The organism is Actinoplanes sp. NPDC026670 (assembly GCF_040638175.1).
Lineage (GTDB): Bacteria > Actinomycetota > Actinomycetes > Mycobacteriales > Micromonosporaceae > Actinoplanes.
The window spans coordinates 1-24,422 of record NZ_JBEZXU010000104.1; the positions used below are offsets into that span (position 1 = coordinate 1).

The 24,422-nt window shown below is 67.4% G+C and carries 30 protein-coding genes; 5 read left to right on the forward strand and 25 right to left on the reverse strand.

Translation table 11 applies throughout. From position 1 onward, the window contains the following. Positions 1-61: 61 nt before the first annotated feature. From AB0E94_RS49540 to AB0E94_RS49560, 5 genes are all read right to left on the reverse strand, one after another. On the reverse strand, positions 62-526 hold the full coding sequence (locus AB0E94_RS49540) for a hypothetical protein (protein WP_360342773.1): 465 nt from the start codon (positions 524-526) through the stop codon (positions 62-64). Then, the gene (locus AB0E94_RS49545; RefSeq protein ID WP_360342776.1) at positions 523-762 is read right to left on the reverse strand and encodes a helix-turn-helix domain-containing protein; all 240 of its coding nucleotides are present in this window, start codon (positions 760-762) and stop codon (positions 523-525) included. Before AB0E94_RS49545 ends, AB0E94_RS49540 begins: the two co-directional genes overlap by 4 nt. Positions 763-1,143: 381 nt before the next feature. After that, positions 1,144-2,367 carry a DUF3631 domain-containing protein gene (locus tag AB0E94_RS49550; protein WP_360342779.1) on the reverse strand — a complete coding sequence of 408 codons (1,224 nt, stop codon included), beginning with the start codon at positions 2,365-2,367 and terminating at the stop codon, positions 1,144-1,146. Further along, positions 2,364-3,266 carry a bifunctional DNA primase/polymerase gene (locus tag AB0E94_RS49555; protein WP_360342861.1) on the reverse strand — a complete coding sequence of 301 codons (903 nt, stop codon included), beginning with the start codon at positions 3,264-3,266 and terminating at the stop codon, positions 2,364-2,366. The genes AB0E94_RS49550 and AB0E94_RS49555 overlap by 4 nt, the downstream gene beginning before the upstream one ends. Before the next feature lie 173 nt (positions 3,267-3,439). After that, positions 3,440-4,282 carry a hypothetical protein gene (locus tag AB0E94_RS49560; protein ID WP_360342782.1) on the reverse strand — a complete coding sequence of 281 codons (843 nt, stop codon included), beginning with the start codon at positions 4,280-4,282 and terminating at the stop codon, positions 3,440-3,442. A gap of 118 nt (positions 4,283-4,400) precedes the next feature. On the opposite strand from AB0E94_RS49560, the gene AB0E94_RS49565 reads away from it, so the two are divergent. Continuing rightward, on the forward strand, positions 4,401-5,456 hold the full coding sequence (locus AB0E94_RS49565) for a DUF3883 domain-containing protein (protein WP_360342785.1): 1,056 nt from the start codon (positions 4,401-4,403) through the stop codon (positions 5,454-5,456). Positions 5,457-5,473: 17 nt separating this feature from the next. On the opposite strand, the gene AB0E94_RS49570 is transcribed toward AB0E94_RS49565, so the two are convergent. The 19 genes from AB0E94_RS49570 to AB0E94_RS49660 all read right to left on the reverse strand — a co-directional run bounded on the left by AB0E94_RS49570 (position 5,474) and on the right by AB0E94_RS49660 (position 16,657). Then, entirely contained in the window at positions 5,474-6,229 is a 756-nt protein-coding gene (locus tag AB0E94_RS49570; protein WP_360342788.1) for a DNA methylase, read from the reverse strand. After that, positions 6,226-6,540 carry a hypothetical protein gene (locus AB0E94_RS49575; protein WP_360342791.1) on the reverse strand — a complete coding sequence of 105 codons (315 nt, stop codon included), beginning with the start codon at positions 6,538-6,540 and terminating at the stop codon, positions 6,226-6,228. The genes AB0E94_RS49570 and AB0E94_RS49575 overlap by 4 nt, the downstream gene beginning before the upstream one ends. Continuing rightward, positions 6,537-6,773 (reverse strand): hypothetical protein, encoded by a 237-nt coding sequence (locus tag AB0E94_RS49580; RefSeq protein WP_360342794.1) that lies wholly within the window; start codon positions 6,771-6,773, stop codon positions 6,537-6,539. The genes AB0E94_RS49575 and AB0E94_RS49580 overlap by 4 nt, the downstream gene beginning before the upstream one ends. Then, a complete protein-coding gene (locus AB0E94_RS49585; protein WP_360342797.1) occupies positions 6,770-6,964 on the reverse strand; it encodes a hypothetical protein in 195 nt (64 codons plus the stop codon). The genes AB0E94_RS49580 and AB0E94_RS49585 overlap by 4 nt, the downstream gene beginning before the upstream one ends. A gap of 14 nt (positions 6,965-6,978) precedes the next feature. Continuing rightward, entirely contained in the window at positions 6,979-7,329 is a 351-nt protein-coding gene (locus AB0E94_RS49590) for a hypothetical protein (RefSeq protein WP_360342800.1), read from the reverse strand. Positions 7,330-7,362: 33 nt separating this feature from the next. Next, the gene (locus tag AB0E94_RS49595; protein WP_360342803.1) at positions 7,363-7,899 is read right to left on the reverse strand and encodes a hypothetical protein; all 537 of its coding nucleotides are present in this window, start codon (positions 7,897-7,899) and stop codon (positions 7,363-7,365) included. Positions 7,900-8,103: 204 nt separating this feature from the next. Then, a complete protein-coding gene (locus tag AB0E94_RS49600) occupies positions 8,104-8,277 on the reverse strand; it encodes a hypothetical protein (protein ID WP_360342806.1) in 174 nt (57 codons plus the stop codon). Continuing rightward, positions 8,274-10,301 (reverse strand): DNA/RNA helicase domain-containing protein, encoded by a 2,028-nt coding sequence (locus AB0E94_RS49605; protein ID WP_360342809.1) that lies wholly within the window; start codon positions 10,299-10,301, stop codon positions 8,274-8,276. Before AB0E94_RS49605 ends, AB0E94_RS49600 begins: the two co-directional genes overlap by 4 nt. Then, a complete protein-coding gene (locus AB0E94_RS49610; RefSeq protein ID WP_360342812.1) occupies positions 10,301-10,663 on the reverse strand; it encodes a hypothetical protein in 363 nt (120 codons plus the stop codon). The genes AB0E94_RS49605 and AB0E94_RS49610 overlap by 1 nt, the downstream gene beginning before the upstream one ends. Before the next feature lie 15 nt (positions 10,664-10,678). Beyond that, the gene (locus AB0E94_RS49615; protein ID WP_360342815.1) at positions 10,679-11,167 is read right to left on the reverse strand and encodes a Pycsar system effector family protein; all 489 of its coding nucleotides are present in this window, start codon (positions 11,165-11,167) and stop codon (positions 10,679-10,681) included. Positions 11,168-11,302: 135 nt separating this feature from the next. Next, positions 11,303-11,746, reverse strand: a complete 444-nt coding sequence (locus AB0E94_RS49620) for a hypothetical protein (protein ID WP_360342818.1) — start codon at positions 11,744-11,746, stop codon at positions 11,303-11,305. 169 nt (positions 11,747-11,915) lie between these two features. Continuing rightward, on the reverse strand, positions 11,916-12,410 hold the full coding sequence (locus tag AB0E94_RS49625; protein WP_360342821.1) for a single-stranded DNA-binding protein: 495 nt from the start codon (positions 12,408-12,410) through the stop codon (positions 11,916-11,918). Next, entirely contained in the window at positions 12,403-12,606 is a 204-nt protein-coding gene (locus tag AB0E94_RS49630; protein ID WP_360342824.1) for a hypothetical protein, read from the reverse strand. The genes AB0E94_RS49625 and AB0E94_RS49630 overlap by 8 nt, the downstream gene beginning before the upstream one ends. Further along, the gene (locus tag AB0E94_RS49635; protein ID WP_360342827.1) at positions 12,606-12,776 is read right to left on the reverse strand and encodes a hypothetical protein; all 171 of its coding nucleotides are present in this window, start codon (positions 12,774-12,776) and stop codon (positions 12,606-12,608) included. Before AB0E94_RS49635 ends, AB0E94_RS49630 begins: the two co-directional genes overlap by 1 nt. 181 nt (positions 12,777-12,957) lie before the next feature. Beyond that, positions 12,958-14,319 (reverse strand): hypothetical protein, encoded by a 1,362-nt coding sequence (locus tag AB0E94_RS49640; RefSeq protein ID WP_360342830.1) that lies wholly within the window; start codon positions 14,317-14,319, stop codon positions 12,958-12,960. Further along, positions 14,316-14,531 (reverse strand): hypothetical protein, encoded by a 216-nt coding sequence (locus AB0E94_RS49645; RefSeq protein WP_360342833.1) that lies wholly within the window; start codon positions 14,529-14,531, stop codon positions 14,316-14,318. Before AB0E94_RS49645 ends, AB0E94_RS49640 begins: the two co-directional genes overlap by 4 nt. After that, positions 14,531-14,896, reverse strand: a complete 366-nt coding sequence (locus AB0E94_RS49650; protein WP_360342837.1) for an RRQRL motif-containing zinc-binding protein — start codon at positions 14,894-14,896, stop codon at positions 14,531-14,533. Before AB0E94_RS49650 ends, AB0E94_RS49645 begins: the two co-directional genes overlap by 1 nt. Then, positions 14,896-15,141, reverse strand: a complete 246-nt coding sequence (locus AB0E94_RS49655) for a DUF6284 family protein (RefSeq protein ID WP_360342840.1) — start codon at positions 15,139-15,141, stop codon at positions 14,896-14,898. The genes AB0E94_RS49650 and AB0E94_RS49655 overlap by 1 nt, the downstream gene beginning before the upstream one ends. Before the next feature lie 799 nt (positions 15,142-15,940). Next, positions 15,941-16,657, reverse strand: coding sequence for a GntR family transcriptional regulator (locus AB0E94_RS49660; protein ID WP_360342843.1), 717 nt, complete (start codon positions 16,655-16,657; stop codon positions 15,941-15,943). 68 nt (positions 16,658-16,725) lie between these two features. On the opposite strand from AB0E94_RS49660, the gene AB0E94_RS49665 reads away from it, so the two are divergent. The 3 genes from AB0E94_RS49665 (at position 16,726) to AB0E94_RS49675 (ending at position 21,109) form a co-directional block, all read left to right on the forward strand. Then, positions 16,726-17,529, forward strand: coding sequence for a class I SAM-dependent methyltransferase (locus AB0E94_RS49665; RefSeq protein WP_360342846.1), 804 nt, complete (start codon positions 16,726-16,728; stop codon positions 17,527-17,529). A 328-nt stretch (positions 17,530-17,857) separates the two neighbouring features. Then, positions 17,858-19,756 carry an ATP-binding protein gene (locus AB0E94_RS49670; RefSeq protein WP_360342849.1) on the forward strand — a complete coding sequence of 633 codons (1,899 nt, stop codon included), beginning with the start codon at positions 17,858-17,860 and terminating at the stop codon, positions 19,754-19,756. A gap of 390 nt (positions 19,757-20,146) precedes the next feature. Next, entirely contained in the window at positions 20,147-21,109 is a 963-nt protein-coding gene (locus AB0E94_RS49675) for a tyrosine-type recombinase/integrase (RefSeq protein ID WP_360342852.1), read from the forward strand. 187 nt (positions 21,110-21,296) lie between these two features. On the opposite strand, the gene AB0E94_RS49680 is transcribed toward AB0E94_RS49675, so the two are convergent. Further along, the gene (locus AB0E94_RS49680) at positions 21,297-22,295 is read right to left on the reverse strand and encodes a helix-turn-helix transcriptional regulator (protein ID WP_360342855.1); all 999 of its coding nucleotides are present in this window, start codon (positions 22,293-22,295) and stop codon (positions 21,297-21,299) included. A gap of 422 nt (positions 22,296-22,717) precedes the next feature. On the opposite strand from AB0E94_RS49680, the gene AB0E94_RS49685 reads away from it, so the two are divergent. Continuing rightward, positions 22,718-23,686 carry a tyrosine-type recombinase/integrase gene (locus AB0E94_RS49685; protein WP_360342858.1) on the forward strand — a complete coding sequence of 323 codons (969 nt, stop codon included), beginning with the start codon at positions 22,718-22,720 and terminating at the stop codon, positions 23,684-23,686. Positions 23,687-24,422: the final 736 nt, after the last annotated feature.

Below are 24,422 nucleotides of genomic sequence, written 5' to 3' on the forward strand. Positions count from 1 at the left end.
CCCTCATCGCCCTCGCCAAACTCCACCTCGGCGGCTACAACATCGACCTACCAGGCCGCACCTAACCCACACATCCACCCGGAGAGCCGTTTTTCACGGTCGATCGGCTGCATTCGTCCTCGATCCACGAGTAGACGGCCCGGTCCACCACACCGTTGGTGATTATCCGTATGGGGATGTGGCCGAGACTCGGCACGATCCGCAGCCGCCAGCCGGCAAGGTACGGATCGAGGGTCTTGCGTTCCAGTCCGCGGGTGGCCAGCGTCATCACGTCCGCGCCGTAGTCGGCGAGTCGCTGAATGGCCGCGGCCGGGTTGATCCCGCCACTGGCCGCCCGGATCATGCCCTCGATCCACTCGTCTGCCTCTTCGAGCGTCGCGGTGGAGTGCGATTTGGACCGACGCTCACCGGTCGCGGGATCCTTCCACCGCACGCGAGCCTTGTACGGCTTCGGCCGCCCGGCGCGGTATTCCACGTCCGAGCGGATCTCGACAGCAAGCGGTGGATGTTGTGGAGTGCTGGTCACGCTGCCTCCGGCGTGATTCGACGGCTGGCCAGCCATTCCCGTACGTCCGTGATCGAGTACATGATCACGCGCTCGGATAGTTGGATGAACGGGGGTCCCTGGGCCGGCCGAGCGGTGCGCCAACGCCGGACGCTCGACGGATCGACTCGGAGCATCTTCGCCAGCTCTTCCGTAGTTATGAACTCGGTGTCGCTAGGAGTGGTGGGCTCGGTGTCGTCCAAGAGCCTTAGTCGCATGGCTAAGTGCCTCCCACAGAGAGCTTTCAGGGCCGCGCAGAACGGCCCTCGCGCCCGTTCTGCGACTTGAGGTCGTCCGAGCGACACCGTACGGGCTGCCGCGATGAAGGGCCGGAGAGTGGCCCGTTGAGAGGGCCGTAGAGCCTAGATCTGGGCAGGGTTCGGGTGACGGGATGCGTCGATGGAGTAGCGCGGTTCTCGGAGCCCTAACCTCTGACCGTGTTGATCTTTCGGTACGGCTTTGTTGGGGTCCTAGTTTGGGGTCAAGCCGTACAAGCCGTACCGGGGGCCTGTTTTTGCAGGTCAACCCCGGTACGGCTTTTTCAACCCCGGTACGGCTAAGCCGTACCGGCTGCCGTCTCCGCAGGTCAGCAGGTTTTGCTAAGCCGTACCGGTCTGGTCGTCGGGCGGGTCCTGGTACGGCTCAAGCCGTACCGGCCGTAAAAAGCCGTACCGGGGGTCAGCAGGCAAAACGTCGTCCTGGTACGGCTTGTACGGCTTGTACGGCCCGGTGGCAGGCTCGTCGGCGGGCGGGCAGTAGCGCTGCCAGGCGTCCTCGAACGCAGCCCGGTGAAAGCCCTTGACCCGGCCGGTGGGCGGCTCGAATCGCACGTTCTCCGAGCCGATCTCGTACTCCCTGAGCAGCACCCCGAGCTTCATCGCCGTCAGCCCGACGCCGTTGTACTCCGCCCACGGCGACTCAGGCAGGGCCTTGAGCCGATCGAGCAGCACGGTGCTCGGAATCGCTTCAAGATCCATGAATACGATCCGGCAGTCGATCAGCAGTTTCAGCCGGTCGGAGAATTCAGCGTCGCCCTCGCGGGCGGCGTTGAGCGCTTGCGCGGCGCGGCGGCCGCGTTCGGGCCAGTTCCCGCCGGCCAGGTCGGCGACCGCGATCAGCGGCTCCCACGTGTCGGCGGCCCGGTCCTCCAGCGGCATGTCCGGCTCGGCCTCTTGCAGCTCGGTCAGGTGGGGGCGCAGCCACGAGGACAGGTCGGCGGCGAGCTTACGCAGGACCGGGCCGTCGCGGCGGGACCGGAACGGAGCGACCTTCTCGGTGGCGGTCCGGCGGCGCATCTTCACGATCACGGCCCGGTCCTCGATCGTGTCGGGCATCGAGCCGATCCCGGCCAGGGCCGCCATGGCGAAGGTCGGGATCTCGTCGCGTTCCTTCTTCTGGTGATCCCATCGGATCATCGGACGTCCGCGCTGGTGGCCGGCATTGAGCAGGCCGCGCAACTCTTCGTTGGCCTCGGCCTGCTTGCCGCCGAAGATCGTGTCGGCCTCGTCGAGCAGGATCGTGGGCGGATCTGTGGGGCCGATCGAGCGGCAGATCGCCGCGGTGGAGGCGTTGACGGTCATGAGCGGCCGGTAGCAGGTGCCGTCCACGACGTCGAGCAGTCGGGACTTGCCGCACCGTTTCTCCGGGGCCTTGATCACCAGGCGGGGTGCGTGGGTCCACGAGTCCTGTGCGTGGGTGGCGGCGATCCACAGCACCGTGGCGTCGATCGACTCGGCGTTGGGCAGGATCACGTATTTGATGATGGTGGCGTGGAGGCGGTCGAGGATGGCCGCTCCCTCGATGGGTGGGCCGGGTTCGGTCATGCGGCTATCCCTTCCAGTGGTACGTGTTCGTGCTGGAAGCCGCCGGTGATGGCGGCTCGGATGTCGCGGGGGGTCTGTTCGGCGCGGAGGCCGGCGGCATAGAGCGCCTGGTAGGCGTCGGATTCGGTGATCACTCCGGCGGCGACCATGCGGGCCACGCCGCGCGACGCCCCGTACAGCACGTGCCGCCGGCGGCCCTGGCCGGCGTTGTCGACGGCGGCGAGGTGGGAGGCGAGCAGGGCGGGAGGGGATGAGATGCCCCCGCCGCCCGGTCCGGTCGTCGGTGTGGTGCCGGCGGTCGCGCCAGCCGACGGTTCGGCCACGGGCGCCTCGGCGGCCCGGCACGCGGCGATCAGCGGCGGGGGCATCTCATTCAGCGGCCGGTCCCCCACCCACCGGTACGGACGCCGGGTGCCCGGGTGGATCGAGGGCGGCGCCACCACGTATCCGCCATCGGCCTTGATGTCGATGCCGGGGATCCCGCGGTGTTCGAGGTTGGCGGCGAACCGGCCGCCCGGGTGCCGGTAGTGCAGGTGCCAGCCACCAGATCCGGTACTCACGCACCGAGTCGGCGGCATCAGCTCGGGCAGCACCCGGCCGCCGTTGCGCGGGTCGACGTCGATCACCACCCGGCCCGACGGGATGCCGGTGCGGATCGCAAGCAGCCCACCGGGCACCACCCGCTGTGCCGCGCGGATCCGGTCCGGGTCGGTGGTGGCGGCGTAGAAGCCGTGGCAGGTCAGACACGAGCAGGCCTGCGGGTCGTGGCTGGGGTCGTCGGCGACCTTCGGGCAGGCCGGGCAGTTCGCGACGGGCCGTTTGGTGCGGCCGAGCCAGAACACCGGGACGCCTTCGGCGGCGAGGGCCAGGGCGGCGGGCAGTAGCGCGGGATCGGACATGGGCGGGTGCTCCTTGACGGGCCAGGAGGACGGCGGTTCGGGCTCCCCGACCAGCGCGGACGGGGTGTGTGCCGGGCACCGCAGCCCGACCAGGTAGCGGCGCACCCGGTCGGGGCTGTGGCAGTAGCGGGCCTGACCGCCGATCCAGTGCCCGCACCAGGTCGGCGCCGGCATCACGCAGCCCGGTCGACGTCCGGGAACGCCTCGATCTCGGCGAGCACGCCGATCGCGTTGCGCAGGTGGGTGCGGACCTCGGTGAGGTCGGGTCGGACCCGGTCGAGGTCGGCGAGGATCCCGCGGACGAAGTTCGGGCCGTGGAAGCCGTGCGGGTTGACCGCACAGCGCCGGTCGAGGCGGGTCTCGAACGCGTCCTGCCAGGTCACCAGGACGGCCCGGATGCGGCTGGTGATGGCGCTCAGGCCGCGCACGACGGTGATCGCGTGCTCGACGGTCAGCGGCGCGTACAGCCGCCGGGGTTCGGTGTCGAGGATCAGCCCGGCGGTGAACACGTCGTGCCGCTCCGCCCGCCACGGGCCGGGAATCGGGTCGATGCTCGACCGGTTGACACAGGTCAACACGGTGCCGTGCGGGCCGTCCCGCAGCTCGATCCCGTCCCCGCAGCCGTAGCGGCACGAGCAGTAGCCGTGCAGTACGTACCGGCCGCGCACGTCGCGCTGGCTGCCCGAATACTGCACGGTCTCGCCGTCGGTGAGTGCCTTTGGGCACCACCGGGCGGCCTCGTTCAACGCGTCGCCGAGTCGGCAGGCCGCGGTCGCGGCGTCACCGAGCTGGGCTGAGACCTTGCCCCAGCGCGGATCACGACGCGACCGGCTCGGGAACATGCTGGGCGGGCAGATCTTCTGCTCGACGGTGGCGATAGCGGAGGCGAGGCCGTTGACGGCCGCCGCCCACGCCTGCAACACCGCCTCCCGACCGAGCGCCGTGTCGATCAGCTCGGGGTCGGCGGGGAAGCCGTTCAGTCGCTCGGTGACGATGCGGATGTGGATGACGGCCATGGTCAGGAGCTCCGTTCCGGTCGGAGATGACGGGTCGGTTCGGGCAGCGATGCGGAGAGCCCGATCGGGGCGTGCCCTGTGCTCGCCGAGACGTCGGGTGACGTGTAGAACGTGATTCATGGCGGTGAACGAGTGGTGGGCGGATGATCCGACGCAGAGGTACTGGCTGGAGATCACCGACCGCGACGACTTAGGCGAGAACCTGCACGCGCCTCAGCTCGACGGCGCCGGGCGTCCGAACTGGACATACGATCTGGTTCGCTATGTGCAGCCCGGCGACGTGGTGCTGCACTGGCACAAGGACCTGATCGGCCGACCTGCTCTGGTCGGCTACAGCGAGGCCGCCGGCGTCGTCACCGCATCGACGATCGTGTGGCAGGCGCGGGGCACCTACGGCCGGGCCAGGCAGGAGCCTCCTCCCCAGCCCAGTTGGTGTACCCCGTTGCGGGGCTACACCGCGCTGCCGGAGCCGATCGACCAGACCGTCCTACGAAGCGTCGAGAGCGATCTGCACGCGGCGCTCGACACGCTGTCGGCGACTCATCGTGGAGCGCTGTACTTCCCGTTCGCGTTCTCCGACAAGCGGCCCATCCGCACGAACCAGGGCTACCTGGTCAAGTTCCCCGCCGAACTGTTGAAGATCATTCCGGGCCTCGAACAGATCCCGGCCGGACCACGGCGGCAGCCGACCGCTCCCGGCGAAGGCGAGAAACCGACCGCGACAGACAGCAACCGGATCCGCCGATCGGCCCGCGGCGCCGGCTACGTCGCCGACGCCAAACTCCGCGTCGCCCTGGAACGGCATGCCGTCGCTCAAGCGACCGCCTTCTACCAGGGCGAAGGATGGACCGTCACCGACGTCGGCACCAAGCGCCCCTACGACCTGCACCTGACACGCCCGGACGATCCGACCGAGCGGCACGTCGAGGTCAAGGGCACCACCCAGAACGCCGTCGAGGTCGAACTCACCATCGGCGAGGTGACCCACTCCCGGGACTCCGTCCCGTGCGACCTGTTCGTGGTCAGCGGCATCCGCCACACCGGCGACGGGCTCGGCGGCTACGTCACCGCGGGCGGAAAGCGTCACCTCTGGCGTGACTGGCTCGCCGCCGACGAACAACTCAAGGCCACACGGTTCCGCTACACCCTCCCCGTCGGAGGCGAGGCCGTCTGAGCAACCGCCTTGTCGCCCTACCTGTCGAAGTCGAGGATCGAGTGGCCGATGTACTCGCTGTACACGGGCGGGATGGCCTCGGTGAGTTCCTCGCGGACGTCTGTCCAGTCGATGTCGAGGGCGTGTTGCATCTCGGCGACGGTGGCTTTGCCGCCGCCGTCGCCGTAGGGGGCGACGTACGGGCCGTCGCGGAAGAATCCGGGCCGGTCGCCGCTCTTGCCGCGGTAGCCGCGCACGTAGCCGCGGTGTCCGCGGACCGGGCCGGTCGGGTGGGTGGGCTGATCGACGGTGAAGCCGTGGATCTCGAAGTCGCGGTGTCGTTGCACCCACGGCGGCGGCCCGACGTCGAACATGTCGGTGCACAGGGTCAGGTCGATGCGGATGAGGCCGGCGTGGTTGCTGGGCTGCTCGATGTAGAACGGGATCCCGGCCTCGATCAGCAGCTCCCGGGTGGGCGGTACGAGTTGTTCGTGCTCGCCGCCCCATCCACGGGCCAGGTTCGTGCCCTGCCGCAGCGTGCAGCGTTCCTGACACGGCGGTGACGCGCCGATCAGCGTGAACCGGCCGATCTCGCCGGTCCGGATGGCCTGTGTCAGGTAGTCGAGGGCGTCGGCCTGCACGAACTCGTCTCCGCAGTAGTTCGGCCGCAGCCTCTTGTCGACCCCGACCACCCGGAACCCGGCCCGTTGCAGGCCGCGGGTGGCGCCGCCGGAGCAGCAGTACAGATCCAGTGCCTCCGGCCGCCCACCGCGCGGCAGCGATCTGGCGGTCATGCGGCTCGCCTTCCGGTCCGACCGGTGCCGCGCGGCGCGGGGACGAGCCCGGCATCGACGTCGGCGTCGTGCTTGATGTCGGCGTGCGCGGTGCACAGCAGCAGCTCACCGTCGGGACCGATCCGGCGCCGGCGGGCGGTGCGGATGTCGACCGGTCCGGCGCCGCGGTGGGCGTGGACGATCTGCACGCAGTGCCCGCACTGGACCCGGCCGACCGGGTGATAGTTCGACCATGCGACCTTGACCGGCGGCGGCGAGGCCACCTGGGGTCGGTCGGGTTCGCCGAACAGAGGCATCGTGTCGAGGTTCATGCGGTCACCTCGGCTCCGTACGGAAAGTCGATCGTGGTGGCCTCGCCGTTGGCGTCGAGGACGATCGTCAGCCCGTACGCCTCGACGGTCTCGATGCCGACCCGGGTCCGGCACACGGCGACTCCGTAGATCAGGGTGTCGTCGAGCAGGGCCACGATGGGTTCGATCTTCTTGTGCTGGGATTTCGGCAGGATGCCGGCGAGTTCTTCGCGGAACGCGTCGATGTCGATCACGGGCGCACCTCCGAGTCAGATGCCGTCGGCCGGGCGTAGAAGAAGCCACAGAACGCACAGTGCAGCAACCCGGGGTACGGGCCGCACTCTTGCAGGGTGGCCACCCGAACCCGGCACAGCGCGTCGTGCACGGCCGGGGGCACCATGCGCCACCCGGCGTCTTGAAGGTCGGCGATGATGGCCTGCTCCATGGCTTCGCCTCCGCTCAGCGCAGCCAGTAGACGAGCGTGCCCAGCACGCCGGCCAGGGCCAGCACACCGGCCGCGACCGCGGTGCGGGGCAGGCTGGCGCGGAGCTCCCACCGGTAGCGGCGGGCCAGCCACACGGCCCCGGTCAGCACGGCGGCGAGGGCGGCGAGCAGGGTCAGCCGGGGCAGCCACCAGACGGCGGTGCGGACGGCGAACCAGGCGGCCACGGCGATCGTGGCGAGGATGAGCAGGACGGGTAGGACCCGGGCGGTGAACCAGCGGATGGCCTCGAAGGCGGCGAACCAGCGCCAGAGTCGGCGGCCGAATTCGTAGGCCGCGCCGCGGCGGGCGATACGGAACCAGGACATGCGAGAGGCGCCTTTCACGCGGTGGCGGCGGGGTCAGTGATGGGTGATGTCGGCGTAGGCGATGTGCTGCCAGGCCGCGGCCAGGACCGCGACGGCTTCCAGCGCGGAGACGCCGATCAGGGCGCCGGTGGGGTGCGAGGTCCAGTACCAGGCCAGCGCGACGGCGGCGGGTACGACGAAGACGAGCAGGTCCACGCTGAGTTGGATGCTCTTGCGCTGTCGGCGGCGGCGATCGGTGCGGTGGGCGGTCTCCCAGCGCAGGACGTCGGTGCCGAGCAGGGCGGCCAGGCGCGGGGCGAGATCGGTGCGCAGGTACCGGCCGATCGCGCTGATCTGGTGGTCGGTGACCAGGTAGGTCCAGCCGAGGGCGAGGGTGACCGGGGGCAGCAGCAGCGGCACGGCGGGACCGGCCAGCCGGGTGCCGCCGGCGACGGCGGCGATGGCCAGGACGGCGGAGTAGATCAGGTTGTCGCGTAGCTTGATCCGCTCGCGTTGTTCGTCCTTGAGGGTCTTGAGTTCGTCGCGGAGGAGGTCGATCAGGCCGGTGTGGTCGGAGGTCGGTGACGTCATGTGAGTGTCACTTTCCGTTGATCGGGTGGGACTTCACGGATTTCACTTCACGGACTTCACGGAGGCTTGCGCGCGCGCACGCGCACGCATAGACGCATCTTGCGGGCGTCCGCGTGAAGTGCGTGCAGTCCGTGAAGTGCGTGAAATACGCGCCCGCACCCGTGACACAGCGTGACGGGTGCGGGCGTGTGTGAGGGGGTGCGGTCAGTCGCCGACGCAGCGGCGGCAGCCGCGGGAGCCCGACCGGAAGTGGCGCGGTTTGCGCCACACCTGGCAGTGCACGCAGCGAATCTTGAGGACCCGCGGCGTGGTGCCGAACTCCGGCCGCCACGCGGCGGCCTGCCGGACCCGGGCGCCGAGCCCGGCCAGGGCGGTCACCGGCCGGCCCCGACCAGTTCGGCGCCGGCCTCGGGGACGAGGATGTCGTAGACACCCTTGTCGCCGGTGCGCGACAGCAGCGGGTCCGGCCCCTGACACAGTTCCTTGAGGATCTTGCTCAGGGTGGGCGGCTTGAGGCCGGTCTCGCCGACCACGTCGACCAGCGGGGCGAACTGCGAGTGCCGGCAGGTGCGCTGCCCCTGCTCGGCGGCGGAAAGGATCATCCGCCGGACCATCGCCCGTACCTCCGACGGGCTGAACTGCCGTCCTTCGGCCGGTTCGAGGTCGAGGGGGATCCGCTCGCGGCGGGGGATGGTGATCGGCTCGTACGGGTCGCCGCCCTCCTCCGGCAGGCATTCCGGGTCACGCCGCGGCGGCGCGCACTCGGCGTCCTTGTCCGCGTCCGGATCGTCGTCGTCCTCGCCCGGCATGACCTCTCCGGCCGGAGCCGGGGCGGGCCGCCGCGGCGCGGCCGCGGCTGGGGCGGCGACGACGGCGCCGTCCGGGGCCTCGCCGATCGAGGCCAGGTAGGCGATCAGTTCGGCGACCAGTTCGTCTCGGTCGATCTTGAAGGTGCGGCCGGGAAGCGACCAGTCCTCGGGGTCGGTGCCGGGGACCTCGGCGTAGAGGGCGCCGGGCTTGCGGTTCTTCCACGAGGGGTCGGCGCCGGCCTCGATGGTCTCCTCCGACAGCAGCCGGGCGGCCTCGGCGACGTCGCGGACGCCCATGCAGATCACGCCGCCGATGGTGGACCGCACGCTGGTGGGCAGCCGGTCACCGGTGGCGCGCTGCTGGCCGAGCAGCAGGAAGATCCCGACGGAGCGGACCGATTCGGCCAGTTCGACCATGGTGTCCTCGCTCTCGATGAACTTGGAGGCCTCGTCCACGATCACGACCCGGAACTTCGGGCACTTCGCACAGCCGGCGGTCCACTGGTCGTGGCCGTGGCCGCCGATCTGCGCTGCTCGGCGGGCGACCTCGGGGATCAGGGCGTCGAGGTAGCGCTCGCCTTCGGCCTGGTCGTGGATCATGACGTGCATGGCGTCGCGGAACGCCTTCGGCAACTGGAGTCCCTTGCGGCCGTCGATGTAGACGACCTCCGCGTCGACGCGGGAGCGGGCCTCGCTGGCCAGTTCGAGTTGCAACGCGGTCTTGCCGGAGCCGGAGGCGCCGAGCAGGACCAGCACGCCGATCGCGTTGCGTTCGGCCTTCGGATCCCCCGGCAGGATCAGCGGCACGACCTGCCCTGTCTGGTAGACCGCGAGCCGGATCGGCTCGGCGATCGACCCGCCCGGCGCGGACAGACCCGGCCAGGCCGGCGGGTTCTCCAGCATGTCGACCGGCGAGATCTCCATCCGCCCGACCCGCGGGGTGCCCCGGTTCGGGACCATCCGCACCCCACCGACCGGGACGTCCATGGCCGAGGCGATCGCGGTGCGGACCTCCTTCTTCTGGAGATCGGCGAAGTTGCCGCCGTGGACCATCTCGGTGTGGGTGATGATCCGGCCGTCGACCGTCTTCGGCGTGCCGGTCTTGCCGATGTCCTGCAACTCACGGACCCGTTCGGACAGCTCGCCGAACACGCCGGCCCGCTGGTCGGTGCCGTCCCCCCGCAGCAGCTTCGTGATCGCCAGCAGGAGCGACAGGGTGACCATGACGATCAGGTAGACCATCACCGCGTCGAACGACCACGGCCGGAAGGTCAGCACGAACAACCCGCCGCAGGAGCAGATCGACATCAGCAGCGACGCGACCCGCAGTTCGAGCTTGCGGGCGCGGCCGACACCCCAGGTGCACCACACGATCAGCGTCGAGCAGATCACGATCAGCCCGGCCCGCCATGCGGCCTCCCACACCGTCGGGTTGGCGTAGGCACCCCACATCCGCGACAGGACCCCGGCCAGGATCAGGTTCACGATCGCCGACACGGGCGGGATCACGTAGGGCAGTGGGTTGCCGCGGACCTCGTACGAGGCGCCGCGGGCGGCGTCCATCCCGCCGCGGGTGCGGGTCTGACGCGCCATCAGGCAGCCCGCCCTTGCTGCTTACGGCCGCGGACGTTGAAGTCCGTGGCGCCGGGCTGCTCGTCGTCGAGGGCGATCAGGAACGCCTCGAACCGGTTGCGGCAGACCCGGGCGTACGCGGCGACCGCCAGCATCTCGTCCGCGGCCCGCACGAGCGGCCGGGAGACCTGCCGGCCCCAGAACTTCGCCCGCATCCGGGACAGGCCGTTACGCCGGCCGTAGCGTTCGAGCTTCGCGCGGATCAGCCCGGCGAGTTCGTCGATCTCGTCGTGCCCGGCAATCCCGACGTTGCGGATCCCTTCGAGCAGATCGAGCAGGTCGGCGTCGTCCTTGATCTCAAGGTCGGGGAACAAACGCGGCATGAGGCAGTCCTTTCGTCAGAGCAGGGCGGCCAGGGCCGCGGTCAGGGCGATGCCAGCCAGGCCGGCCAGCAGCAGATCCACGGCGATCCGGATCCGCCGGTACTTGGCGACCGCTGACCGCGACAGCGCGACCAGCGCCTCGGCGCCGCGCGACTCGTGCGCGGCACGAGCGATCCAGGCCGCGTCGAGCCTGGTGAACTCGTTGTTGACCGTGGCCCAATCGCGGCGGGCGTAGCGGACGATGCCGTGATCGCCGGTCAGGTTCGGGCGGATCGCGAGGGCGAGATGAGCCGCCGCCGTGGCGACCACCGCGGCGGTCAGCCACCCGGCGGCAACCGCCAGGCCCGGCAGGGTGGTGCGGGCCAGCAGCGCCAGCAGCACGGTCAGCGCCGTACCGGCCAGGGCGAGCAGGGTTCCGGCCTTGGTGTCGGCCCGGCCCAGCTCGGCACGGACGTGGGTGAGGGCGGCGTCGAGCGCGCTCGACGCCTCGGTCTGTGCGGACATGCAGCATCTCCAGACGCAGGAGCAGGTGTGAGGCGTCAGTCCGGTGGCCCGGTCACGTTCATGACCGGGCCACCGACGGAAACGGTCAGCGGGGTGGATGCCGGGCCGGCGAAGTGACGTCCCCGAGCAGGGGTGTCAGCGTTCGCAGTAGAGCTGACCGGTTCGTGTGGTGCGCACGATGACGGCGCTGATCCACACCTCGGCGCCGCCGGGCAGGATCAGTTTCTGGCTGCCGTTGAACGGCTGCCGGGCGTCGCCGAGATCCACGGTGTCGTGCTCGGTCAGGGCGTGGATGAGCCCTTCCCTGGCCAGCAGCGCGACGTCGTCGATGAAGATCATGCCGAGCAGGAACGACAGGGACAGGCCGTAGTGGGCATGGCCGAGCGTCCGGAGCACGCGGTGCGGGTCGTCCCAGCGCTGGGCGTCACCGGCCCGGGACAGAGTCAGGAACGTCTGGCGGCCGTGGGTCTTGATCAGGCCCGGAGTCAGTGCGATGTCCTCGCCGTTGAGCCTGGCGGTGATCAGGCCGCGTTCGGACAGGTCGGCGACCGCCTCAGGGCTGACGTCCTGTGCCTTCATAAGATCGTGCAGACGAGCACGGACGCCGCACAGGGAGATCAGTCTTCCCAGAATGCGCCACTGCTCGGGTTCCAACTTCCTCATCAGGGGGTGTCTCCGATCCGGGATGTTCGGACGGGGTGAAGGCGGAGCCCGGCCGGAGCGACGGCGCCACGACCGGGCAGTGGATCTAGAAGGGCGGTTCGTCGCCCGCCGAGCGGGTGGCGCCGGCCGTCGCGGTCGTGGGGCTGTTGGTCGCCCACGGGTCCTCGAAGTCGCTCGACCGGTTGCCGTTCGAGGTGTTGCCGGCGCCGTTGGTGCGCGCGGCCTTCTGGACCTTGGCGGTGACGTAGCGCAGCGAGACGCCGATCTCGTCGACCTCCAGCTCGAAGACGGTGCGCTTCTCGCCCTCCTTGGTCTCGTAGTTGCGCTGCTTGAGGCGGCCCTGCACGATCACACGGCTGCCACGCGTCAGCGACTCGACGACGTTCTGAGCGGCGTCACGCCAGATCGAGCAGGTCAGGAACAGTGCGTCGCCGTCGCGCCACTCGCCGGACTGCCGATCGAGCACCCGCGGGGTCGAGGCGATCCGGAAGTTCGCGACGCCGGCGCCGCTGTTGGTGAACCTGAGTTCGGGGTCGGCAACGAGGTTGCCGACCACGGTGATCACGGTCTCGTTAGCCACGGCGGGCCTTCCTGGTCGAGCGGAACGGGTGACGGCGCCGACCGGGCCGGCGGCGCGGGCGGGTCACGAACGCGGTCGCGGCGAGCGCGGCCAGCAGGAGCAGGCACAATCCCGGCCCGGCCGCGGTGTCCGCGGTCCGGGCCAGCACGAGGGTGAGCAGCACGGCGACGCCGAGCGGGCGCCAGGCGCGCGGCATCAGCGGGTCCGCGGGCGGGGTACGAACCGGCGGTGATCCGGGGTGCCGTCGCAGCCGTTCGGGCAGGCAGGCACGCTGCTGGTCTGGGGCAGGCTGGCGGTGTGGCCGCACCCGGCGAACGTGGTCTCCACGGTCGGCGGCGCGGCCTTCACGGTGGTTTCGGCTGCCATACTGGGGCCTCCTTCGAGGTCTTGCGGGATCGATGAAGGGACCGGCGGCACGGCATCTGCTTGGCGGTAGGGGCCGTGTCGCCGGGCTGTGCACAGTGGAATCCGCCCCGAGCCGGTGGCGTCTCGCCGGCGAGGTAGCAACTCGCCGGAACCGGCAGCAGCCGGCCCGGGGCGGGGTCTGTCAGTCGACGCTCAGGTGCTCGTCGACGTGCTGCGACGCGATGCGCCGGGCGACCCGGCGAGGGCTACCGGCGGCGCGGTTGGCGTCGTAGGCGCGCCGCCAACGGCGGGCCAGATCGAGGCCCTGCTCGGCATCGGCAATCGAGTGATCGAGGCTGATCAGCCAGGCCCGCCGGGTCTGCCGCGGCAGGATCACCCAGCGCAACAGCCGGTACCGCGACGTACGCCGCGACAGGCGGGCCGTGCGGGGCTGGTCGTCCCAGTCATCCGGAGCGGCGTCGTCCTGCAGCTTGACCCACCACAGGATCAGGCCGACCACAGTCGCAGCACCGAACACCAGCCCGGCACGGCCACCCGCATGCACGACGTTGGTGTAGACGGCGAACCCACCGAGCACCGCGGCCAGGGTCAGAATCTTGCCGACTGGCTTGGCCGGCAGTCCGGCCCGGCGGCGCCGCACCCGGCGGTTGGCAAGCAGCAGCAGGACCACCACGGACGGCTCCAAAATGCCCGGAACCAGGTACTTGGTCGCGTCGTGGACCCCGGCCCACTCGGCGAACTTGACCTGCCCGTAGGCGGCCAGGTAACCGGCCACCCCAGCGACCGTCCACGACGCGACGTCGAGCGCGAGGTCGCGGCCGGTGCGTCCGGCGACCAGCGCGGCCAGGACTGAGGCGGCCGACCAGACCAGCACACCTACCGTGACCAGCGCGGCGACCGCGGCGGCCAAGGTGACCGGCCACGGCCAGACGAGTGGGTCGATCAGGCCGCGGGCCGCGGCGAACGCGACGCCGCCGGCCAGGCTGCCGCTCAGCGCCAGCGCCACGGCGGCGCCGATGCGGACCGGCCGAGCAGGGATGGTCGGCACGTCGTCCAGGGCCGAGCCGGCGGGCGTCTCGACGCGTGCCGCGAGGGCCAGCTCAGGCGTCGAGACGGGCGCGTCCTCGGGTACCGGGTCGGCTGCCGACGGGGCAGATTCGATCTCCGTGGCCGGGGGCGGCGTCTCGACGCTCTCCGGTTCGGTGTCGAGACGCGGCGTCGGGTCGGGCTCGGGCGTCCCGACGGGTTCGTCCGGCGTCTCGACGGCCTCCGGCTCGGCCTGGCTGGCGGGGTCAGTCTCGGGATCGTCGAGGCCACGCCGGCGCCGGTGGCCGCTGAGCAGAGTGGACACGTACGGACGTTTGGTCTCGACGCCGTAGCTGGCCAGCCAGCGCCGCACCGTGTCGGTGTTCGCCTCGGCCAGGTTCTCGCAAGCGTAGCGGACCTGATCGGCGATCGTGGTCAGCTCGGCCAGCGCCGCAGCGTGGCCCAGGTCGAAGTCGGCGGGGCGCTCGGCCGGCGGGGCGAGGGCCACGGCGCTCATACGGCGGCCCCCATCGGCTCGGCGGGGCCGCGACGGGCGTCCTGCTCAGCCGCGACGATCGTCCGCATCCGAGTGATCGCCAGCGAGGTCGGCAGAGACTCAAGGCGCTCGGCCTCGTGGGTCAGGGTGAGGTCGTCGGCGGTGTGCATGCCGGTGGTGAAGATGGCCAGGCACCGCTCGATCAGGTCGACCGGGCCAGCGTTCTCGATCATCAGTTACCTCCGTCGTGGCAGGTCAGGCACTCGCCGAGCGAGCGCGGAATGCAGTAGAGCCGGACTTGCCGGCAGGCCGAGCAGGTCCGCCGGGCACGCATCGCCGCGGCCAGCGCGGCACGGACGGCCGGAGTCGCGGTGCGCCTTGGGCGGGCCAGGTCAAGCCGGTACAGGTACGCCACGCGGGTGCCGCCCACCCCCGCCCACAAGATCTGCGCGGCCGGCTCGTGGCCACCCGGGCACAGACCCTGTTTGCACAGTTGACGCCGGGTCGCGTAGCCCTCCGGAGCGCCTCGCCACCAGAACGTGGGAAGGCTGTACCGCTCGGCGTCCGGATCCCAGAACTCGGCGCGGATCCGCGACATCAGGCAGCGGGCCGTAACCCGGAAGCCGGCAAGGCTGGCCGGGCCGCGACGCGGGTGAGCCGGGCCTCGCTGCGGCGCTTACGCCGCCAGTCCAACTCATCCGGGCGCCGGTCTGCGGCGTACAAGGCCTCGATCTCGGCGTCCAGCTCGGCGAGGTCGGCCTCGATCCGGGGCCATTCGGCCTCGATCGCAGCCAGGTCACTCGGAGATGGGTCGCCGGTCTCGGTCTCGAAGTCGATCGACATGAGTCTGAAGATCCTTCCGGTCAGGCGGCCCGCGGCAGCCGGAGACGCGCGGGGCGTCGCGACGGCTCGACCCGGCAGGGCTCGCATTTGGTCTCGTCCAGCGCGAGCGGCGCAAGCGCCGAGCAGCCGGAACACTCGCGCCAGACGGCGCTCCGACGTGCGGTGATCTTGATGATCGAAGAGAGTGAAGCCATGGCGCTAATGCCTCCTGTTTCGATCAGAAAAATAGGGAATTCGGTGCGAAGAACGCCCGGCGGACCGGCTCACCGCAACGGCGGCCGGCCCGCCCGGAACGGGTGTCGGGGCCTCGAACCCCAAAGACCACCCCCCACCCGAATCCGCTGACCGGCAACGCCGGCGCGGCAGGTGGTCAACCGCATGGGTAACCCTTGCCCGTGCGCGGCGGCCTTGTTCGTAGGGAGGCCGCAAGCCTTAAAACTCCCCTGTTCCACCCGGCTCCGGCTTCCGCTCGCTCCCGGCACTAGATGGGAGGTCGCCGCGGCCCTGTGGTTTCGCCTGTGATCAGGTCTGTCGCTGTTGAGTTCGATCACCCATGGGAGCAGGGCGCTGTTGCGCAGGTCGGCGGGGCAACTCGCGAACGGCGTAGCCGAAGCCACTTCCGCCGTATCGGCGACCAGTCGGCCGTAAGACCAGACTGAACCGGTGGACCAGTCCAGTCAAGAGAGAAATTGCACCGGGGAGGTCTGTGAACTTGAATATGCACAGCTAGATGGCAGATTTGATGCGCAAAAAAGCTGGACTGGTAGACCAGTCCAGCTTGATCAAAAACCGCTTTGGGCTACATCGCGTAGGTATCCACCTGCTCGTACAGGGCGGCTGGCGTAACCCCTTCCTCGCACACCAGCGGGCGGCCCTGCTGGTCGTACGCGGTGTGTCGCACTACCACCACAGCGGCCGGCAGCGACAAGGCCAGGTGCACGGCCTCTTCCTCCGATGCGAGTCGCACCGTGGTGACGTCGACACCCTCAACCGGGAACCGCCCGGTCTGCCGGCGGACGTAGCGTGTCGTGCCCTCCGCAATAGGAGCAGGCTGAGCCAACCGCGGGGAGAGTTCGGCGATGTCGGGCGGGAACCAAGCCTGTACGCAGCTGTGGGGACTGCCGTCAGGTAGTTGCAGCACCCGGATGCGACGCAGTGCCTTGACGTCAGAGTCGAGCCCGAGAGCTGAGGTTATGTGCGTCGGCGGCACGGCCCAGTCCGGTACGCCGACGCGAAGGAACGGCATGCCGCCCGTTACGCGCGTCGATCCGGCCCGGCGGTCACCCGTCGGTCGCGCGATAGGCATCTCGGTGACGATGAAGCCAGTCCCCTGGATTGCCTCTACGATCCCATCGCCACGCAGAACGTCCATCGCCTTGACGACCGTGGCTCGCGCAACGGACCACTGGTCGGCCAGATCCCGCCCCGAGGGGAGCGTGTCGCCAGGCGCGAACTCCCCCGCTGCAATTCGAGACCGCAGTGACTCTGCGATCTCCTCGTACTTCAGCAGCGCCACCAACTCCCCTTTCGGTATCCGGTCCTGACGTTGGACTGGTCCACCGGTACACAGAGTAGCCTGTCGGCATGGCGAACCCAGAGCTAGCGCCGGAGATTGATCGCTTCTATTCGCAGGTCATTGACGAGAGCACCCGGCTCAGCATGTCAGCAGACGGCCGACTCGAACTGCTGCGCACGCAGGAGATCCTGCGCCGCTTCCTGCCGGCGGCACCCGCCCGTGTTCTTGACGTTGGTGGCGGGCCAGGCGTTCATGCCGAGTGGCTGGTCAAGGACGGATACCACGTCGACCTGATCGATCCAATTGCTCGACACGTCGAGCAAGCTTCCGCCGTTTGCTCCGCATCACTGGGCGATGCTCGTGCCTTGAAGGCGGCAGACGCGAGTTACGACGTCGTGCAGTTGCTAGGCCCCCTCTATCACCTTCCCGACCTGGCCGATCGGCAGCGGGCGCTTCGCGAAGCCCGCCGAGTTGTCCGGCCGGGAGGGCTCGTAGCGGCGGCGGCGATCAACCGGTATGCGTCGCTGTTCGAGCACGTCGCCTTTGCTCATCTGTACAAGGATCACCTGCAAGCCTCTATTTCCGAAATTCTTCGCACGTCTATGCATGACGGTAAAAAGGGATTTACTCTCGCATACTTCCACCGGGCCGCTGAACTTGCTGATGAGATGCGCGATACCGGCTTCCTGAGCGTGACGGTGCTCGGGATCGAGGGGCCTGCATGGTCGCTCCTTAAGGCGGTAGAGCAGGCCGGTGACGTGCCCAGTGACGAACTCTTCGCTTCCGCCCTGACGGCCGCGCGGATGGCCGAGCCCTACCCCGAGTTGCTTGCGGCCAGTTCGCACCTCCTGGCGATCGGTCAAGCACCGTAGCTCCGGAACGGCGATCGACGCCGGGAGCCTCCGCCCCTGCCCGGGGGTGGTACTGCACGGTCGCCTAGCGTTGCCCCTCCGGAGGCGAAGTGCAGAGGGGTGTGCCGAAGACCGAAGCGCACAGCGCTGACCCTCGCTCGGCAAGCTCCTGGAACGGGAAGCGGTCATGCCACCTCGTTCTATAGGCTGAAGCCAGAACTCGCGGCACCTTCGGAGATACACTCGTTGGCGCCGATTAACTTGGTGCAAAATAGGTACCGCTGGTGGATTAAAGCGTTACTCTCGTCGTGTTATCGGAGTAGAGTGAAAATGCTCGGAGGCTGGCACCTTGACTGAAACATTTGACCCCCTTGCCGCCGCTGATCCGGACCTCGTTGCAGGTGCGATTAAGCAGCGAGTACGCAATATTATTCGCAGCTATAATCATGCGGCGGATCTGTTGGCGGAGCCTATCCAAAACGCTGTTGACGAGGTTGACGAGGCGTTCCGCGAAGATCATTCGAACCGTGGATCTATCGTAGTTGGAATTGATTGCTCGACGAATAAAATATCCGTTCGTGATAACGGTCGAGGGATCACTTCTGAAAATGTGCGGAAGTTGCTGGCTCCAGACGTAACTCAGAAAGCGGAGTTGTTTCGCAATGGGCGTTCGCGCGGGCATAAGGGCGTGGGACTTACTTTCCTTGCTTACGGCTTCAACTTCTTTGAGATAGAGAGTCGAACCGCGGGTGAGCACTATCGGGTCCGGGTTGAGAATGCTCGTCAGTGGGTGGAGGACAGCTCTCAAACCGTTGCGCCGCGCGCGGTAATTGATGATCTCGCCGATGAGGAGGGATCGCTACGGCAGCCGGGTACGGTGATTACTATTCAGGTTGGCGGACAGACCGAGCCTCGCGACCTTTATCGAGCATTCCCGTCTTGGGATTACGCGGAAACGGTTTTGGAGGCCCAAAGTGCAATAGGCGTATATCCGCGAAAAGCGAAGGTGGAGCCGGCTGGCTTCGACGCTCGTCTTGAATACAAAGACCGCGATGGCGTATTGACTGTCCGCCAGCTTTCATCTTCTTACAGATTCCCGCATACGGGCCTAGTGAAGCAGGTGAAGGTTATCGATGTAGGCGCATATCTGGCGAGTAATCCCAATACTGAACCCCCGGTGAAGGATAGAGGCAAGTATCAAGCGGCATATCGGTTCTATGGTACGGATAAGTTGGTCGAACTCCTTAAGGGGCGAGCGGAGCGCGTGCAGGGTGACTTGCTGACGAATGATGCTGATGTCGAGGAGGTCCTTCGGAAGCATACTGTTACGGCATACGCATTAGCTGGTTATGCTGCCGCGTACAAGGCAACGCTAGCGACCAACTGGCACGTTCCAAAGAATCGGACTTTGGTTGCGCCAAGTATTCGTGTCGCGACAGATTCAATGATCTCGTCGTGGCGTCGGGACCTTAGTCTCAGCCATCGTGGTTTCGACGTTGAGCGAATTTGGCTGACGGTCCACCTTGAACGCGTCGAGCCTGATCTTGGGCGAAAGGACTGGCCGCCTCAGATTATAGAACTGATCAATGTCCTAGAAAATCCTTTAGCTGAGGATATTGCAAATCAGGCAAAACCGTTCCTGATTCCCACTACGAGATCGGGTAAGTCGATCGACTACGACGAACCGATCGACAAGGCCGCAGAGCGGCGGAAGCACCCATTCCCGTTCAGTCTTCCGTCGGAGATGGGCGCAATAAAGTACGTGACCGCACCTACGGAGGAGCAGGACGTCGTAGCGATCTTCAATGAACTGCGTGGTATGGGCATTTTGAAGCACTTCGAGCCCATATTCTTCTCCGGGTCATCTTACGCGTATGACTCGTATTTGCAATACGACGAAAATGAGGTTCCGGATTTCGTTATTGAGCGTTTCCCGGTGGACCATGCGCAGCTAAATAAGCGTACGCGAAATGGGGTTGCTGAGTTTAAGTTCGAAGCCTCTGAGTTATTGCCGGATATTGTGCGTGAGATCAAGGATTGGGAACATATTCGCTGGCTCGTGTGTTGGGAAGCGAATGTCGGAACTCATGAGCAGGGGGGCCAGACAATGCATGTGCTTGAGTTGGAACCTGGCGACGGGATGTATTCAGGCGCTACGCACGCCGCGACACTTGAGTCAGGCGGCAAAAGGTCGGTCTCTGTGATCGCGCTAAAAACCTTTCTTGAGCGTCTTAGCGCAGTTGGTTAGAAGATATGGCGGCGCGGAGCGGATGCAGATACAGGTCGCTGAGTGCACCTAGCGGTCGGGGGCCTAATCATCGCCTCGGTGCTGTAGCTGGCCCGTGCTTTAGGCCAGTGCCGCTAACGGGGACCATGTGGGGACCACACGTCATGCATGTCAACGCGTTCGCCTACACACTCGGAATGTGAATGAACGTCAAATATCGCGCCTGACGTGCGTAAACGCTTGATCCACCGGCCTGGGGGTCAAGGGGTCGCAGGTTCAAATCCTGTCAGCCCGACAGCGAAGGGGTTTCCACAGGTCAGCGACTTGCGGAAGCCCCTTTTTCGTGTCTGGCGACGTCAGCCGGGTCGAGCACGCCGCTTGTAGACCCCTTGACTCGACAGGTGCCCGACGATGCCCCTCCTCAAGCTCGACCAACTCTGCGAAGGCCTCGACAAAGGCGACTGGGCCGGCTTCCTGCGCGACTGGGACCGCACCCTGCGCGCCGCCAACCACCCGGAAACGACCCGCTACAACTACCTGCTCGCCGCCGCTCAATTGGCCCGGTATCTTTGCGAGGAATCGCCGGATCCGGACGCCGACGACGCCGCCCATGACCCCACCCTGGTCACCAAAGCACACTGCGAATCCTTCCAAGCCTGGATGATCGAAACGCGCTCGCCGGCCACCGCACTGAACAAGCACAAAGGTCTCCAGCAGTTCTTCAAATTCCTCCTCGAAGAAGAAGAGATCGACAAGTCCCCGATGGCCCGGGTGAAACAGCCGATCATCCCGCAGAAACTCGTCCCTATCATGGGAGACGACGACACCAAGAAGCTGCTCGAGTCCACCAAGGGCAAAACGTTCATCGCGCTGCGCGACGAGGCCCTGATCCGGCTCTATTACAACACCGGCGCCCGCCTCTCCGAGATCGGCAACCTCAAACTGACCGACCTCGACATGAACACCGAATCGGTACGCCTGCACGGCAAAGGCGCCAAAGACCGCCGCGTACGCTTCGGCCCGAAGACCTCTCGCGCCCTGTCCCGCTATCTGCGTGCCCGCGCCAAACGCAAAGGCGCCGACGCAGTCCCCGAACTGTGGCTGGCCGAACGCGGTACCAAGCCGCTGGCACCGAACGGCATCAAAATCATGCTGAAACGCCGCGGCGCCGCAGCCGGCGTCACCAACACGCACGCACACCGGTGGCGGCACAACTTCGCCCACGAATGGCACAAGAAAGGCGGCAACACCGGCGACCTGATGCTGCTGCTCGGCTGGGCCTCCGAAGACATGCCACGCCGCTACGGCGCCAGCGCAGCAGCCGAGCGAGCGCTGGAGTTGCAAACGCAGATGGGCATCGGCGAGAAAGTCTGAACAGTACGGACGTGGGCGCGGCAGAGCCTGACGTTTCTGCTGCGCCCACGGCCGGCGAAGAGCGTGCCGCAGCGCGAGCCGCGCTCATCGGACTGCTGTAACAGCAGCCGCCGATGTGGGTCTCCAGGCGTCCGCGGACGGGTCGGCAGGGATCGCGGGACGCCCGCGAGCGGGTTCGGTGCCGCGATCACTGCTCGATCGGCTGAGGGTTCGACCGGCCCAACGCGGCGCTGACGCGTTCCATCGCTTTCGCTGCGATCTCCTGCTGCTGATCTTTGGGTAGCCGCACATAGGCGAGGTCCCGCTCGCATTGCTCGCGCAGGTCGTCGCGGTCGAACCAGCGCAAGGGATGGCGAGGGTTGCTGGTGTCGTAGATGCCTTGGCCGTTGGCCTCGATGACGACAAGGTCGTGGCGCCGGTAGTCGTGCGCCTCGTCAGGGGGCAGCAGTGCGCCCATCATGTCGTTGCGCCAGTCCTCGGTGAGTTCGTCGGCGTCTTCGTCGTCGAAGTAGTCGGCGTCATCGGCGCCGTCGAGGCCGGGGTGCATGTCGAACACGTCACCGATGCTGGGCGGATCGGTGTTCATGATGACGATCGACAGCGCGTACTCGTCGGCGATGCTGAGAGGGCGGGGGATCCGGCCTTCACCGAGCTCGCTGCCGACCCACATGATGCGTTCACCCATCCGGACCAGCCAGTGGTTGTTCACCTGGGTCAGCACGAAGTCGGGTAGATCACGTAGCAGGTCGACCTCTCGGATCGATGCCTCGCCTTTGAGGAAGGCGGGAAAGCCGCAACCGAGTGCGTGTTCGACGTGGAACTCACCGCTCTTCATGGGGGCGAAGTCGGAGAAGACCACCGTGCTGTGCAGCGCCACCGCATCGGCAGCGGCGAGGGGATCGCCGGTGAACGCGGCGTTGAAGAACTTGGCGAAGTCATCATCGTCGGCTTCGACGGTGGGGGCTTCAGCAGCTCCCATCATGTTGTGGAACTGGGCCGGGCTGAGTCGCAGCGCTCGGGCGAAGCCTCGCACGTTGTCGGGTTTGAACCCGTCGAGGCTGGTCGCGGCTTCGAGGCGGCGCCAGGTTGCGACGGAGACTTCGGCGCGTTTTGCCGCTTCCTGCTGGGTGAGGTCAAGTTCGGTGCGGCGGTCGCGGACGGGGTTGGCTGGTTGACTCGGTGACATCAGATCCTCCGGTGAGCGCTCATCGACTACTCATAAACACTAGCGCTCGCTGAGCGCTCATGCAACTTCAACGGGTTAAGCCCCGCCGTGGGGGACGCGAAGCTGTCGAGCAAACCCACCGCGCCCGGCCACTGGAAGCCGACGATCAAGCAGCAGCTCAGATCCCACGAAAGCCCGACGGCTACCGCTGACAACATCGGCAATGGACGCCCGCCACGGTGGCTCTCGATCCGCTTCGGATGGTCAGCCAGCCCAACAAGCGCGGGAACGCCGCAGGTGTTGCCCGTCTACCCGGGACAACCGCGGACAACCGCGGACATCTTCACTGAACGTGGTGACCGTCTGATGATGAGATCACGGACCGCACCAGCGGTTCGTGTCCTTGTACCGCAGTCAAGGCGTCTGCCGTGCGAGGACTCGCCATGGGTGGGGGTGAGGCTGTGCTGGATCTCCAGAAGGTTTGCCGCGGCCTCACCCCGGCCTGGTTCGACTACCTACGCGACTGGGATCGCACTCTGCGGGGCGGCAACTATCCCGAGACGACCAGGTACAACTACCTGCTCGCCGGAGCCCAGCTCGGCCGGTACCTGATCGACAACACCGAGCAACTGGACGCCGGCGAAGCGGCAGAGGATCCAACCGAAGTCGAACGTGGCCACGTCGAGGAGTTCCAGGCGTGGATGGTGGAGACCAGGTCGGCCGCGACCGCGTTGAACAAACACAAAGGCCTGCAGCAGTTCTTCAAATGGCTCACCAAGGAGGAAGACCTTGAACGATCGCCGCTGGATCGGGTCAAGCAGCCGAAGACGCCGCAGACGTTGATCCCGATCCTCGGTGACGACGAGACCGCCAAGCTGCTGGCGACCTGCAAGGACAAGGATTTCCTATCCGTCCGCGACGAGGCGATCATCCGAGTCTTCTACAACACCGGCGCCCGCCTCTCGGAGGTCGCCGGCCTGCAACTCGATGACATCGACCTCAACAGCGACATCCTGCTGTTCCACGGCAAAGGCATGAAGGACCGGCGAGTACGGTTCGGCGCCAAAGCCGGCCGGACCTTGAGTAAGTATCTGCGGGCGCGTGGGCGCCGTCGATTCGCGGATTCGCCGGCGTTGTGGCTCCCGGCGAAGGGGCAGGTGCCGCTGTCGTCGAACGGCATCAAGATCATGCTGCGGCGTCGCGGCGAGCTCGCTGGTGTACCGAACGTTCACGCGCACCGCTGGCGGCACAACTTCGCCCACGAGTGGAAACTCGCCGGCGGCGACACCGGTGACCTGATGCTGGTTCTCGGCTGGGCATCGGATGACATGCCGCGCCGGTACGGGGCGAGCGCCGCGGCGGAACGGGCACAGCAGGTTCATGCACGGCTGCGGATCGGCGAGCGGATCTGATGCGTGGGGGAGGGGCGGCTGTGGCGTTGACTGAGCGGCAGAGGATCCGGCGGGCTCGGATAGCCGCACATGCTTCATGGGCCAACACGGCAGATCGGTCGGGTAGAACGGCGCCGGCGACGTTGGCGTTTCTGGCCCGGTTCGAGCGGCAGGTGGATCCTCTGGGCGTGCTCGATCCGGAGGTACGGGAGCGGATGGCGGCTCACGCGCGGCGGGCGTACATGTTGCAGCTCGCGGAGCGGTCTGCCAAGGCCCGGGCACGTAAAGCTGCGGGCTTTGATTGATGCGTACCCGATCGGGTCGACTTTGATTGTGGCCGATCGAGGACGTGTCTACGGGATACAAGACATTCAGTAGTCACACGAAGTGGGGTGCACGGTGACCGACTATGCGGTGGATACCGACAGCGGCACATTGATCCGGACGTGGCCGGCCGGGAGAGGTTCGCGCGCCGCAGTTGTCTGCGAACTGCCCCAGGGTGTGCCTGGGGAGCAGGCACTCCATCTCGCTGCGGAACTCACAGGCCTGTCGGCGGCGTTGTGGCGCTGCTACACCCATCCCGCCAGCGCAGCGGCGAGTATGGAGGAAAATTCTGAGGGCTGGCAGCGTCAGCAGGTCCGCGACGGCTTCGACACGGTCGTGTGTCAGCGCTTTCCGAAAACTGACCCTCTGCGGGTTCGGGAAAGTTAACCCCCTGACCTGCGGTTATGAGCGTTTGTTGCGGGTTTCCTTGGCG